This is a genomic window from Gammaproteobacteria bacterium (genome assembly GCA_015709615.1).
GTDB lineage: Bacteria > Pseudomonadota > Gammaproteobacteria > Burkholderiales > Nitrosomonadaceae > Nitrosomonas.
On the sequence record CP054179.1, the window covers coordinates 1,585,689 to 1,599,131 of the forward strand.

Sequence of the window (13,443 nt, forward strand, 5' to 3'; positions counted from 1 at the left end):
CTCGAAAAGACTACTCTGGCAACTCATTCTCCACCAGCTTCACCCAATACGCCGCACCCAGCGGCAGAATGTCATCATTAAAATCGTAGTTCGGATTATGCAGCAAGCAATTGCCTTGCGAGCTGCCGTTGCCGATCCAGATGTAGCAGCCGGGTTTTTGTTGCAGCATGAAGGCAAAGTCTTCGGCACCCATGCTGGGAGTTGGTGCGGTGTCGACGCATGGCTCACCGGCAACGGCGATGGCGGCGCGGATGGCGCTGGCGGTTTCATCCGGGCTGTTGTCAGTAACTGGGTAACCAGGGTTTTCGGGGTTAAACAGGATGTCGGTGCGAATTCCAAAACCCTGCGCGACACTTTGCGCCAGTTGACGGATGCCTTGTTCCAGTTGCTCGCGCACGGCATTTTTGAAGCTGCGGAAGGTGCCGCGAATGACAGCGGCATCCGGCAGCGCGTTCCAAGTGTTGCCGCCGTGTATTTGCGTGACGCTGACCACCGCGGAATCGGCGGGATCGATCCGTCGGCTGACGATGGTTTGCAGTTGCGTGACCAGGTGCGCCGCTGCCACCAGCACATCGTTACCGAGATGCGGCATGGCCGCGTGGGTGGCTTGACCTTTTAAGGTGATTTCAAAGCAGTCGAACGATGCCATCATCGGACCGGTTTTGACGGCGAAATGCCCCACCGGTGCATCCGGGAAGTTATGCATGCCGAACACCCGCTGCGCCGGGAATTGCTCGAACAAGCCTTCGTCGATCATTTGCAACGCCCCGGCACGGCATTCTTCCGCCGGTTGGAAAATAAAATACACGGTGCCGTCGAAGCGACCATGCTTGGTCAGGTAACTCGCTGCACCGAGCAGCATGGCACAGTGCCCGTCGTGGCCGCAGGCGTGCATTTTTCCGCTGTGGCAGGAAGCGTGATCGAAGCGGTTTTGTTCCTGGATATAAAGCGCATCCATATCGGCGCGCAGCGCAATGCTGTTACGGCTGTTGCCACGGCGCAGCACGCCGACGATGCCGGTTTTCGCCAGCCCTTGATGCACTTCGATCCCGGCTTGTTGCAGAAGATCGGCAATCAATTGGGCCGTTGCGGTTTCTTCAAACGCCGTTTCCGGATGCTGGTGGATGTGTCTGCGCCAGCGTTGCATGTCGGCATGCAGCGCCAGAATTTCCGGAGCAATGTTCATAGTCGATTAAGAGAAATTTGTAGTCATTCTTTGGCCGTAACACGTGGGCTACAGCCAAAGAACTTTGTGGTAGCTTGTGCAAATCAGCGCCAGCTTAGCACCACATAGCGCGACACGTCGTCATCCCGCACCAACAGGAGCACCTTATTGTTGGCGCTGTTTTTCACCGCCTGATCGAACTCCGCAGCGGTATTGACCGCTTTGCGGTTCACTTCCAGAATCACGCTGCCGCGGCTGATGCTGGCCATCATTGCGACCGATCCGGGCGCCACTTCGGTAACAACCACGCCTTTTCCGGCTTTGATGTCCAGTTGCTTCGCCAGATCGGCGGTGATCGTTTGTACCGCGAGGCCCAACTTCTCGCTGGCTTGCGATGATTCTTGCGCGGCCAGTTTATTGTCGGTCATCTTATCAATCTTTACGGTAATGCTGCGTTGCTTGCCGTCGCGGACGATGTCGAACTCCACTTTACTGCCCGGTTGCTCCAGCGCGACTTGATTGCGGAAATCGCCCACTTCGCTCACTGGCCGCCCCTGAAAGTTGACGATGACATCCCCGGCTTTGAGCCCCGCTTTGTCAGCCGGCGAGTTTTTCGTCACCTGAGCAATCAGAATGCCTTTCTCGTTCTTCAATTCGAACGATTTGGCCAAGTCGGCGGTCAGCGGCTGAATCATGATGCCAAGATAACCGCGCACCACTTCACCCTTTTCGATCAATTGATTGGCAATGCGTTGTACCAGATTGATCGGAATGGCAAAGCCGATGCCCATGTAACCGCCACTGCGGCTGAAAATGGCGGTATTCATGCCGATCACTTCGCCGTCCAGATTCACCAGCGGCCCGCCGGAATTGCCGGGATTGATCGCAGCGTCGGTTTGGATGAAATCTTCATAATCGTTAATACCCAGCGAAGTCCTGCCTTTCGCGCTCACCACACCGACCGTCAGAGTGTGGCTCAATCCGAAGGGATTGCCGATGGCGACCACCCATTCGCCGACTTCCAACTGGGAATAATCGCCGATTTGCACTGCAGGCAGACCGCTGGCTTCGATTTCGATCACGGCGATATCCGACTTGGGATCGGTTCCTTTGATTTTGGCTTCAAACTCACGGCCGTCGAGAAACTTGACGCTGATTTTATCGTTCCCTTCGACCACATGATTATTGGTCAGAATGTAGGTTTTGTTATTATTGGCGGCAAAAACGAAGCCGGAACCTTGCCCGACAACCGAGCGTTGCTTGCCCTGCTGTTGTTTCTTCCCTGGCGCATTAAAGCGGGGAGAATCAGGTAAACGATCGCCAAAGAAGCGCCGGAGAAAATCATCGCCGAACGGAAAGTTATCGCCATCCCCGTTACCAAACGGAAAACCGAACGGCGACATTTGCGCCGCCTCGGCTTCCCGTTCAACCTGGATCAACACCACCGATGGCGAAACCTTGCGCGCCACTTCGGCAAACGCTTTGCTGGTCTGACGCAGACTTTCCACACCATTGCCCTGCTGCGCGAATAAATCAACCGGTAGCAGCAACGCTAACATACTAAGAATAAATAAATTTCGATATGCAAACATGATTCGCTCCTCTGATCGACAAAATACAACAGCAGTGTTTGATAGATTGGGCCAGCTATAGTTTAGGGCTCTCAACGCAAATTACAAGTAACCCTCGTGCCATGATCAAATCTGATAGTATTTTTTATTTCGGAATGAAATTCTATGATGATCGTTATTTCACCGGCCAAAACGCTGGATTTTGAAACACCACCCGGCACACAGGAACATACCCAACCGGGTTTTCTCGACGACTCCGCGGAGCTTATCGATACCCTCAGAAAACTGGAACCCGACCAAATCGGCGCATTGATGTCGATCAGCCCCAAACTGGCCGTGTTGAACTCCAATCGCTATTTTTCCTGGCAGCGGCCGTTCACCCTGAAAAATGCCAAGCAAGCGATATTTGCTTTCAAAGGCGATGTTTACACCGGTTTGGATGCGGCAACCATGACCACGGCAGAGCTGGCTTTTGCACAGCAACATTTGCGCATGCTGTCCGGCTTGTACGGCGTGTTGCGTCCGTTGGATCTGATGCAGCCGTACCGGCTGGAAATGGGTACGCAACTCAAGAATCCGCGCGGCAATAACTTGTACGAATTCTGGGGAGACAAAATCACCCTCGCCCTCAATCAGGATTTGGCAGAACAACACGACACCACCTTGATCAATCTCGCTTCCAACGAATACTTCCAGTCCATCCAACCCAGCAAGCTCACCGCGCGCATTATCACCCCTGTTTTCAAGGATCAGAAAAACGGTGTTTACAAAATTATCAGCTTCTTCGCCAAGAAAGCGCGCGGTATGATGAGCCGATACATTATCCGGAACAAACTCACGGAGCCTGACGCCATTAAAAACTTCGATGTAGCGGGCTATCGGTTCAGTAAAGCGGATAGCTCTCAGGATGAATGGATTTTTACTCGCGCTGAATCCAAGTCCGCATAACCCGCACCGATGATTTTTAACTTCCCGGCAAGATTCAATCGATGCACATGAATAAACCCGCAGAACTGGCAAAAAACTACGTTACGTTATCCAACAATCACGACCTCGCGCTGATTAAACCATTGTTCGCGGTTGATGCTACCTATTACTCCGCTTATTTTGGTGAATATAAAGGCAGTGACGCCATTCATACGATGATGATCAGCTTCTTCGAGCGTTTTCCCGATGCCCATTGGGATGTAGCAGAGTATCTCGACATTGGCAATGAGGGTGCGGAGTTTGCATTCACAATGACCGGCACCGATGCTTCCTCCAACGAGCACGTCGAACGACGAGGGTTAGAACGCATTTATTTCACACCGGCAGGATTGATCAGACATATCGCCGTCTACAAACCGGACGATTTTCCCAGAATTGACTGACTTCTTATTACCGAAAGCATTGTTTAAATTCGCGGATAACGCTATCCTCATAGGTTATATCAATTTTTTTATCCAAATAAAATCACAATGACACAAGACGAACAAAAACGCGCAGTTGCAGCGGCTGCGATCGAGCATATTCCGGTTGGTTGTATCGTAGGGGTAGGTACAGGTTCTACGGCTAATTACTTTATCGATGAATTAGCCAAAATCAAAAATAAAATCGAGGGCGCAGTCGCCAGCTCAGATGCAACGGCGCAGCGCCTTAAAGGTCATGGTATCGAAGTACTCGATCTGAATAACGTCATCGACCTTCCTGTGTACGTCGACGGTGCGGACGAAATCACCGAGCATTTGCATATGATCAAAGGCGGCGGCGGTGCGTTGACCCGGGAAAAAATCGTCGCAGCGGTGGCGCGGAAGTTTATCTGTATTACCGATCAGAGCAAACTGGTGAATATTCTTGGCAACTTCCCGCTGCCTGTTGAGGTCATACCGATGGCGCGCAGTTATGTCGCGCGCGAGATTGTGCAATTGGGCGGACATCCAGCATTACGCCAGGGCTTCACCACCGACAACGGCAACGTCATTCTGGATGTACATGGTCTGCAAATCATGAATCCGGTGGAACTAGAAGCAAAACTTAACCAGATTACCGGCGTTGTCACCAACGGCCTTTTTGCCCGGCGCCCGGCGAATACGCTATTATTGGGAACCGATAACGGTGTACGGACAATTACTGTTTGATTAACAATATCAATTCTAAGCAATTAACACTATAAAGTTACAAGCTTCGAAACCCTCAAAAGGCAATCCATGGCAAATAAAGAACATATTTCCAAGCAGTTCGATGCTGATCTTGAAGAGGTACGCACGCGTGTTTTGCAAATGGGCGGCTTTGTTGAAGAACAAATCGAGAATGCGATCGATGCGCTGACGAGTGGTAACGAAGAGTTGATCGATCAGGTTATTACCCGCGATCACCGTGTCAACGCAATGGAAGTTTCGATTGATGAGATCTGCAATCAGATCATTGCGCGCAGACAGCCGACGGCAAGCGATTTGCGCATGATCATGATGGTGATTAAAACAATCACGGATCTGGAACGCATTGGCGACGAAGCCGCAAAAATTGCCCGCATGGCAAAATTGATCTACTCATCAGATCGTATGCACATTCCACGCTTTAACGAGGTCAAGCATGTTGCCAGTATCGCCATGGACATGTTGCATAAGGCACTCGATTCCTTCGCCCGCTTGGACTTGAATGCAGCTGCGCAAATTGTCCGGCAGGATGAATTTGTCGACGAAGAATTCCGTTCCATCTTGCGCCAGTTGATTACTTTCATGATGGAAGATCCAAGAAAAATCTCCACTTGCCTGGAAATCGTATTTATCGCCAAAGCCATTGAACGCATCGGCGATCACGCCAAAAATATGTCCGAATACGTCGTTTATATGGTAAAAGGCAAGGATGTGCGCCACGTAACAGCCGATCAGATTGAACAGGAAATCAAGGAATAAGCAAGGCATGCAATAAACAAACCTCGTGGTAAAACCACGGGGAACAGCATGTTTAAATAAATTTTAAGTCTTACCGAATTGGAATCAACGATTCCAGCAATCTGCGATACTCCCACCCGCACCTTGGGCTCCTGTATTACTCAAAGTTAGTGTGCCGCATATATCACCGGCCATTGAACCAACCGGAACAGCTTGTAATATAAAAGTATTATCTGCTACTGCTTGAAGCGAGATATTATATTGTGCTGTACCGCTTCTCGGCGATTGCGTGACCGGTAATGTAACCGCTATATCATCTCCGCCGGTATTAGCTATACCATTGGCACCTACCTTCGCATCATATTGATTGTTCTGGGAATAAAAGCGCTCCATGAATTGCGCATTCTCATAGAGTAATGACTTTGCAACGGTACGGTTAGATTGTCTCACGTAGTTCTGGTAAGACGGAAACGCGATTGAAGCGAGAATGCCAAGAATGGCAACCGTTATCATAAGCTCAATCAAAGTAAGGCCGGCAGCCTTAAATGAAAAGGAAGTTGAATTCATAGTCCTTTTGATCTCCTGCAATCTAATTTTCATTATACTCATTGAATTTACTTCAATGCATCAGCTCTCGCCACGTGACCCTGCCCCGTAGCCCGGCAGCACCTTTTGCTGTTGTTGTCAGACCGGTTTCACCATTTACATTCGAGAAAACAAGAATATCACTCTGCTCATATCCTCTGATTCGCGTAACTCCCCCCACAGAAAATCCAATTTCTACACCCGCTGACAGTCCATCATCTAGCGAGAGAATTCTATTCCTGTTGGTATCAAATGATGGTGAAGAACGCATGCCTCCTGTCAGGAAATCGACTGCATTCACGAATCCTCTACCGCCAAAGTCGCAAGGCGATGCGGAAGGCACAATACTAGCAAACACAAAAATCCCGTCTTCCAAACTGGGCACACCTGTAATTCTTTCGCCACTGACCGGCAAATTGACATACCACCCTTTAATCGTGGTTGAATAGGATACCGCATTTTGCGTCGCCGTCCTGGTCGTCCCATCCGTCATCACTTGCTGAACTAGCGCATCTGCCGTTACCGTTGCTGCCGTATTATTATCCCATACCCCGTAGATTGTCTGAGTATTGGTGCTGGTAGTATCGGCAGTTTCCAGGTATTTTCCTGTACCGAATAAAACCAACCGGCCCCCTTTAGGATGAAAGCTTATGGAAGGCGGGGCAATGATCGGTTTCGATGTACCGGATACAAATAAAGGTGTCCCGCCAATTGCCACATTCCAACTTGAGGGTGTGGCCGAGCTGACATCAAACTTCCACAAGTTGCCCTTGATATCACCGGCATAAATCACATCGACCTTGCCATTGCCATTAGTATCAAACGGTGTCGGTGTCGAAAGGCCATTGCCAGTACCTGAATCGGCAATCAACTTAATGTAATCCGTCCCGATGGTCCAGCTGCCATCCTCTCCTCCGGTAATAAACAGGATATAAAGAACCGCTTTGCCGCCCGTACTGTTATAGCCATTACCGACTATCACGGCCCAGCGATTGTTCTCCATTTTAGCGATTTGCACCGCTTGACCGGTAAATGAGTTAATTTGCGGCAAATTATGACTATAACCCATGTCGCTATCATCAGCGCTGGTAAACTCCCACAACAGTATATTTGCCGCATTTGCTGTAGTAAAAGTCGGCGCCGCCTTTGATGTATCTGCTGGATTCGTAACATCCAGTGCATAGTAACCCTGACCGCCGCCATTCATACCGCCGACAAGGATACTTTTCCAGCTCGAAGTGGAGCTTGAATAAATATCACCCGTCATAGGAGAGCCATCGACAAAATAGCGATGATTGGAAGTGTAATCTTTGTCTGTTAATCTGCTTAGATTTTCATAAACCGTACTCGGAATATAGACCAGTTGTTCTTTACCGGCATTTGCAACCGTACACCCTGCCGTTACTCCGGCAATGCAAGCATTGAATCCGTGCAACATTCCATCATTGGCGCCAACATATATCATTGGAGTTCTATCCTTATAGCTATTCTTGAATGATGCGTAACCGGGATGGTCGACATCCGAATAACCTGCCATAGGTTTTCCGACATAAATTGGACCTGAGTTAACAATATCTCCCAATTTACTGTTTGGGCGAGTGCGGAAATTATTGATGGAAGTGGAGCTGGCGCATGTAAACGTTCCACTTGCACCCTCATGCGCCGAATCTCCCCGTAAAAACGCCACCCTCTCCGTACCACAATTATCCGTAGTACCTGCAGCATTTTTATTGAGGAAAGCTTTTTGTGCAGCGGTTAAATTAGCATATTCAAATGAAACTCCGTCGCTACTGCCTTTTGTAATAATGACACGAGAAGCCGGCGCAATTGTTCCCGATGCAAGTGAAACTTGTCCGGCATCCCATTCGACAGTACCAGGCACTCCGGCAGAGCTAACCGGGATCGATAATAACTGTCCGCTCCAATCGCCGCTATTAAATCTTGCTTGGTAAACACGGCCGTTTGTCGTTAATGAATTTGAATTGGTTGCTACCGCTGACGCTGAGCCTGTCCGTGCCACGATAGTTTTAAGCGCACTGGTCAATGCATTGGAAAATGCAACAGGATCCGAGGCACTAAAGAATTCCCCTCTTCCGTTTACAGCAGCGTGCCACAAATCATCGATCTTTACCGCATCACCCGATGTCGGATCCGGCCAAGTTGCTGCCCCGGAAGGTAATGCAGTCAGTGTACCCGTCACGCCCAAGCCAACGGTAAAAGTTACCAGGTGCTGCCAGAAAGCCGGGTCGTGAGGATTGGTTGGCACTTTGTTCGATAAATCCGTACGCAAATCATTCTTCCAATATTGCATCGCTGCGTCAGCCAACGTATCACTATAAGCATCCGAATAAGGAAGGGCCGGGGAATAGGTATAAGTCGCCGGAATTGCAGGCGAAGAGTTATTGGTTATGGTGGAACCGGATAAATTATCGGAATTATCCAAACCTGACACGGAACCTTCGGTCCAGTAGCCATCTGTCATCAGAATATTATAATTCTGCCGGCATTCATGTTGCGTACCGCCGGTAGTGCCGGGTGTCAGACCCCAAGGGCCTTTATCATCCGTTCTCTTGAAATAATTTCCTACCGCTAATACTGCTTCCCGCAGCGGTGTGCCTGCTGCTGGAATATCATGATCATACAGATTGGTAAAAAAATTTGTTCTATCGGCACCGGTAAATTGCCTTACGCCAGTTTTTACGACTGTTGTCGCCACCCCGTCGATTGTTGTAGAAGCTTTATTGATAGCGGCAAAGCCGACACGCATGGTATTTCCTTGTGCTGCAAATGCCCGGCCAATTCCTGCGCGCGCCAACAAAATGCGCGAACGATAGTACGTATACCAATTGGCAAAATTCTGAATTTCTTCGGCATATGTGCAGGTGGGTGCAGCAACGCAATCTGTACGATTTGCTCCACCGGTGTAGGTAGCGGTAGTAGAAGTAATTTTAACCTCGGTATAGCTACTGGCCGCATTGATACTGCCAGAGTTGTATTTGAAATAAACAGCTGGATAAAAAGTTTTGGATCCACTGGAAGATAGTGTTCCGTTATTTTGCAACCAGCGCGCAGTTTGCGTATTGTTGATCGTAAGATTGCGGCAACCGGCCGCGGTATTTAGCGGATTATGGTAAGCACAGGTTGGGTTAGCGTTACTCATCAGCGACCCGTCCGCATTACTCCATGGCTGGTATCTTACTGCAGGATCATAATAAATCTTGTTGACATAACTGGAACGCAATGAAGCCGCGTATTTGTTCGCAGGGTCAAAATCGACAACATAGTTGCTGTAATCAGCTGCGCCATAAACACTCGACGCGCGAGGAAACATAAAGCGCGCGTCTTGAACAATCAAATCTTCCGGCATGATCTCAAAATGCATCGACCCGGAATCATCAAGCGTGAACATGACATTTGGAGAAATGATCCCTCCCAGAAAAAGCGGAATATTGGAAAGCGGAGGTAATGCCTGGACGTTATCAGTCAAGATAGCTAGTAAGAAACCAATCACATTCCCTGTTGTAATGCCTATTTTCTTCATGATCTTTATACCCCTGCAGTTAATACTTATGGCCTAAAAACTTCTTGTAACCACACGACAGTGCCTTGCTTGGCTCCTTGAGCTCGAACCGTGATACGGTAGTAATATCTCAAAAAGTTACCTGGCGGAGTTTTTTGAATCCCCTCGATCAAATAAGTGGGCGCAGGCACACCAGCCGGCAAGGCGGGTGCCGTATACGCAACGCCATTAACTCTGAAAGTATTGCCGGCAACATAACTGATAGGGCAAGCCGGACTACAATACGTTGTCCATGAAGGTACGGTCGGCGCATCGATACCGGAGCCGTAATAACAAAATCCGTCGGTGCAGTTTGTGTCGAACTCACTCATTCCCTCGATTGATCTGGGTGAGTTCGTGGAAGGATCATTATCCCGAATATGATGTTCGGCATAGCGCAGCGCCATTTCAGCCGCTTGGGTCGCAAGCATGCGATCCCGTATATTGGCGGACATCCGTTCCTCTATTGTCGCCATTTTTGCAGCTGTTATTCCCAGGAGAGACAAAACCAGCAAAAAAATTAAGCCTGTTACAAATACCGCTCCGTTCTGCCGCTGATGAAGATGTAAGTTTCTATTCATGGCGTGCCATTAATACGATTGCGTAAATTAAAGGTTGCGGTAAAAGCTCTTCTTAGCCGCCTATCAGATGGAATTGCGGTCGAAGTTCCACTGCAATCGAGGTAATTGCCGGCAGAAACGACATTCGTTTTTTCCGAGCGAATCAGAACACAAACACGTGCAGTAACAACTTGTTCCCAATCAACCGGCGATTCGATATAGCGGTCAACCGATTGATCACCGTCGATGTCCACTCCGTAAAGAACCTGTAAATCTTCTACGTTGCTTAATAATACTTGACCGAGTGGCGGCGCTCCCGGCACGGTCGGAGTATCCGAAATCTGGCCATCACATTGTAATTCCGCACTAGCGGCATCAATGTTGAAATGATTCTGAATAATCCTGCCCGCAACAGTCACGCCAGTTCCTTCACAGTCACTGTCTCCTATTGCACCTTCATGCTGAATGGTCAGAGTGTCAGCCACACCCGTGCCACCATTGGTACCGCTAATGGCATTACCGGTGAATTCTACTTTTAAACCGGCAAATGGCATTTCAACATGCCCGGCTTGTTTAATACTCCGTCCGATAATTTCCAATGCAAAACGCCCGTTCTCTTGTACTCGCGCGTTATCTTCCTGCTCACGGGAAACCTGCCGGCTGCTGACAAAAACGCTGCCGATAACGAGCAGCAACACCAAACCTATGGTCATGCCAACCATCAATTCAACCAGAGTAAAACCATGCACTTCACTCCGTCTTTTAATCTTAAGCCTATTCGAGCTGATTGACGAAGTGATCATCATGGAGCAATTCTTGTAACAAAACATCGCGTATTCACTTCCCCTCCAGGGCAATTAGGGTCAGCTTCACCGTTCATTTCCTTCTCTGTCCACATCAAGATAATTGAGAATCCGGCTGCTAAGTTTCCATTGACTGTCCCGACTCCGCCCGGAAGTAACCGTGCATTTGCTGTGTTCCATTGCGCATGATCATAAGCGGCCATTTGTGTTGGACTGCATGCACTAGCCATACAATCCGAACTACTTGGAATACTGGCCAAAAGTACATCATACGAACCTGCCACTACACCAGCGATATTTGCGCGCATACGATCGGCGATATCCTCTGTTTGTTTGCTGGCTATCGAACGGTAGTACGCGACATTATTGCCGCGCGCCCCCGATACAATCAGTGCCGCCATACTCAACAAACCAAAAGACACGATCAAAATCGTAACGAGCACCTCGATCAAACTAAAACCTTGCATTGAGGCTTTAGGTTGCCTTTTCATTGAGAATTTTCTACTTATCCGCATGTTCCAGCCCCCGTCTCGATACGGAAACGCCCTTGATTATTTAAGATAATAGCTTTGGAATATGCAGCTCCCCGGCTGTCACACAATGTAAAAGTATCGTTGGATGCCATTGAGAAACCATTCGCGGTAAAAGTGACTCTTGCCCTAGCTCCCGAAAAGGAATTCCCGCCAGAGAAAGCGACACCAACCTGTAAAATCTCTTCGCCTGCTTCAACCACACCATTGTTGTTGCGATCAGAAAAAACCAACCAACCGTTCGACCAGACTACCCCTCCGGTGCAACTGGTGCCATTCGTGCTTGGACAAACCGTAACAAAACTACTGCGTCGAATGGCTTCACTTTTCGCCAAAGCCAGGGTGGAATAAAAACTGCTACTTTGCGTCACCAGTAAATTGTCTTGAACAAACGTACGGTAGCTTGGCGCAGCTACCGAAAGCAGAATACTGGCCACACTCAATGTGACGAGCAGCTCGATCAAAGTAAAACCATTTTGGTATCGCTGGCCGATCAACTGTCTTTCTCTCATTTGAATATTCCGTGCCAAATTTATAAGCTCATGCACAACCAACTACTGGCCAAATTTTAGCGGCCATAACTTAGACAAACTTTAGCTTTTCGAGGACAATCCTATGTTTCACACAATTTATTAATTCAGTACAAAGCGTTATTACACAATCTGCATGAAACAAGATGTAGTTATCATTGGCGCGGGCATCATAGGGCTTGCAACCGCGGAATGTCTTTTAATTCACGGCGCTAAAGTGACAATCCTGGAGCGCAATAAAGCCGGGAAAGAGGCATCTTGGGCGGGTGGCGGCATCCTGTCTCCACTTTTTCCCTGGAATTATTCCGATGCGGTCACGCGGCTTACCCGCTACAGTGCGCGGCAATTTCCAGCCTGGGTTTCAGTTCTACACCGAACAACCGGAATCGATCCCGAGTACGAAGTATCCGGTATGCTCATATTGCCGCCATTTGATGGAGAAACCGCGCGGCTATGGTGTTCGGGACAAGGAATTAACATGGAACAACACTCAGCTTGCGATATTCGCTCAACCAATCACAATGCCGAAATTTATGCACCGAAGCCTCAAGATAACGTCTTATTTCTGCCGGATGTTGCTCAGATCCGCAATCCAAGACTCTTACGTGCGCTGCGCAACCGTGTTGAATTACTGGGAGGGAAAATCATTGAGAAGTGTGCCGTTAATCGCCTCAAAACTGCACATCGACAAATACAAGCGGTTGATTCAGCACACGGTGAATATGTCGCCGACTGCTATATTGTTTGTGCTGGCGCATGGAGTAAAGAAATGTTGGGAATCCATGCGTCCGGGCTGAACATCAGACCGGTCAAAGGGCAAATGCTACTGTTTAAATTTGACACGCCGCCAATACGATCCATTGTCGTGCAAAATGATATCTATCTCATCCCGCGCCGTGATGGGCATCTACTCATCGGCAGTACTTTGGAAGACACCGGGTTTGATAAACAAACAACGGCAGCCGCTCGAGATTTACTATTGCAGCACGCTCAAGCCATTTTGCCAGCGCTACGAGGAATGCCGCTTAAGCAGCACTGGTCAGGATTACGTCCAGCTACGCCGGAAAATATTCCAACGATTGGGCGGCATCCCGATATTCGTAATTTACTGATCAACAGCGGCCACTTTCGTTATGGCGTCACAATGGCTCCCGCCAGTGCCGAGATCCTGATAAATGAAATCACCGGCGCATCGCAACCATTTGATACCACCCCCTACCAAGCGGGATGGAGTAGGCACTGATTGACTATAAGGAAATACTGAGAA

The 13,443-nt window shown here is 48.9% G+C and carries 13 protein-coding genes; 5 read left to right on the forward strand and 8 right to left on the reverse strand.

What is annotated here, in order from left to right; genetic code table 11:
• Positions 1–10 precede the first annotated feature (10 nt).
• Both HRU77_07715 and HRU77_07720 read right to left on the reverse strand, forming a co-directional pair.
• The gene (locus HRU77_07715; GenBank protein ID QOJ20589.1) at positions 11–1,186 is read right to left on the reverse strand and encodes an amidohydrolase; all 1,176 of its coding nucleotides are present in this window, start codon (positions 1,184–1,186) and stop codon (positions 11–13) included.
• 83 nt (positions 1,187–1,269) lie between these two features.
• Positions 1,270–2,757, reverse strand: coding sequence for a DegQ family serine endoprotease (locus HRU77_07720; protein ID QOJ20590.1), 1,488 nt, complete (start codon positions 2,755–2,757; stop codon positions 1,270–1,272).
• Between the two features lie 144 nt (positions 2,758–2,901).
• Here HRU77_07720 and yaaA point away from each other — a divergent pair, with 144 nt between their 5' ends.
• From yaaA to phoU, 4 genes are all read left to right on the forward strand, one after another.
• Complete coding sequence (gene yaaA / locus HRU77_07725; GenBank protein ID QOJ20591.1) at positions 2,902–3,684, forward strand: peroxide stress protein YaaA; 783 nt, start codon at positions 2,902–2,904, stop codon at positions 3,682–3,684.
• Between the two features lie 41 nt (positions 3,685–3,725).
• Positions 3,726–4,106, forward strand: coding sequence for a nuclear transport factor 2 family protein (locus HRU77_07730; protein ID QOJ20592.1), 381 nt, complete (start codon positions 3,726–3,728; stop codon positions 4,104–4,106).
• A gap of 87 nt (positions 4,107–4,193) precedes the next feature.
• Positions 4,194–4,853, forward strand: coding sequence for a ribose-5-phosphate isomerase RpiA (gene rpiA / locus HRU77_07735; GenBank protein QOJ20593.1), 660 nt, complete (start codon positions 4,194–4,196; stop codon positions 4,851–4,853).
• 69 nt (positions 4,854–4,922) lie between these two features.
• Positions 4,923–5,630 (forward strand): phosphate signaling complex protein PhoU, encoded by a 708-nt coding sequence (phoU, locus tag HRU77_07740; protein QOJ20594.1) that lies wholly within the window; start codon positions 4,923–4,925, stop codon positions 5,628–5,630.
• 84 nt (positions 5,631–5,714) lie between these two features.
• Here phoU and HRU77_07745 read toward each other — a convergent pair whose 3' ends face one another.
• From HRU77_07745 to HRU77_07770, 6 genes are read right to left on the reverse strand one after another with little or no spacing between them, the layout of a single operon-like run.
• Positions 5,715–6,176, reverse strand: coding sequence for a type IV pilin protein (locus tag HRU77_07745; protein QOJ20595.1), 462 nt, complete (start codon positions 6,174–6,176; stop codon positions 5,715–5,717).
• 52 nt (positions 6,177–6,228) lie between these two features.
• Complete coding sequence (locus HRU77_07750) at positions 6,229–9,735, reverse strand: pilus assembly protein PilC (GenBank protein ID QOJ20596.1); 3,507 nt, start codon at positions 9,733–9,735, stop codon at positions 6,229–6,231.
• A 26-nt stretch (positions 9,736–9,761) separates the two neighbouring features.
• Positions 9,762–10,334 carry a hypothetical protein gene (locus HRU77_07755; GenBank protein QOJ20597.1) on the reverse strand — a complete coding sequence of 191 codons (573 nt, stop codon included), beginning with the start codon at positions 10,332–10,334 and terminating at the stop codon, positions 9,762–9,764.
• Entirely contained in the window at positions 10,331–11,116 is a 786-nt protein-coding gene (locus HRU77_07760; GenBank protein ID QOJ22102.1) for a PilW family protein, read from the reverse strand. The genes HRU77_07755 and HRU77_07760 overlap by 4 nt, the downstream gene beginning before the upstream one ends.
• Positions 11,116–11,631 carry a type IV pilus modification protein PilV gene (gene pilV / locus HRU77_07765; GenBank protein ID QOJ20598.1) on the reverse strand — a complete coding sequence of 172 codons (516 nt, stop codon included), beginning with the start codon at positions 11,629–11,631 and terminating at the stop codon, positions 11,116–11,118. Before pilV ends, HRU77_07760 begins: the two co-directional genes overlap by 1 nt.
• Positions 11,622–12,158: a type II transport protein GspH gene (locus HRU77_07770; protein QOJ20599.1), complete on the reverse strand. Its 537-nt coding sequence runs from the start codon at positions 12,156–12,158 to the stop codon at positions 11,622–11,624. The genes pilV and HRU77_07770 overlap by 10 nt, the downstream gene beginning before the upstream one ends.
• A 154-nt stretch (positions 12,159–12,312) precedes the next feature.
• Between HRU77_07770 and thiO the strand changes: the two genes are divergently transcribed.
• Positions 12,313–13,419 carry a glycine oxidase ThiO gene (thiO, locus tag HRU77_07775; GenBank protein ID QOJ20600.1) on the forward strand — a complete coding sequence of 369 codons (1,107 nt, stop codon included), beginning with the start codon at positions 12,313–12,315 and terminating at the stop codon, positions 13,417–13,419.
• The last annotated feature ends 24 nt before the right edge of the window (positions 13,420–13,443 follow it).

Excerpts from the sequence above, each read along its gene's own strand:
- HRU77_07715 (QOJ20589.1), bottom strand. The coding sequence starts at position 1,186 with ATGAACATTGCTCCGGAAATTCTGGCGCTGCATGCCGACATGCAACGC.
- HRU77_07720 (QOJ20590.1), bottom strand. The coding sequence starts at position 2,757 with ATGTTTGCATATCGAAATTTATTTATTCTTAGTATGTTAGCGTTGCTG.
- yaaA (QOJ20591.1), top strand. The coding sequence starts at position 2,902 with ATGATGATCGTTATTTCACCGGCCAAAACGCTGGATTTTGAAACACCA.
- HRU77_07730 (QOJ20592.1), top strand. The coding sequence starts at position 3,726 with ATGCACATGAATAAACCCGCAGAACTGGCAAAAAACTACGTTACGTTA.
- rpiA (QOJ20593.1), top strand. The coding sequence starts at position 4,194 with ATGACACAAGACGAACAAAAACGCGCAGTTGCAGCGGCTGCGATCGAG.
- phoU (QOJ20594.1), top strand. The coding sequence starts at position 4,923 with ATGGCAAATAAAGAACATATTTCCAAGCAGTTCGATGCTGATCTTGAA.
- HRU77_07745 (QOJ20595.1), bottom strand. The coding sequence starts at position 6,176 with ATGAATTCAACTTCCTTTTCATTTAAGGCTGCCGGCCTTACTTTGATT.
- HRU77_07750 (QOJ20596.1), bottom strand. The coding sequence starts at position 9,735 with ATGAAGAAAATAGGCATTACAACAGGGAATGTGATTGGTTTCTTACTA.
- HRU77_07755 (QOJ20597.1), bottom strand. The coding sequence starts at position 10,334 with ATGAATAGAAACTTACATCTTCATCAGCGGCAGAACGGAGCGGTATTT.
- HRU77_07760 (QOJ22102.1), bottom strand. The coding sequence starts at position 11,116 with ATGATCACTTCGTCAATCAGCTCGAATAGGCTTAAGATTAAAAGACGG.
- pilV (QOJ20598.1), bottom strand. The coding sequence starts at position 11,631 with ATGCGGATAAGTAGAAAATTCTCAATGAAAAGGCAACCTAAAGCCTCA.
- HRU77_07770 (QOJ20599.1), bottom strand. The coding sequence starts at position 12,158 with ATGAGAGAAAGACAGTTGATCGGCCAGCGATACCAAAATGGTTTTACT.
- thiO (QOJ20600.1), top strand. The coding sequence starts at position 12,313 with ATGAAACAAGATGTAGTTATCATTGGCGCGGGCATCATAGGGCTTGCA.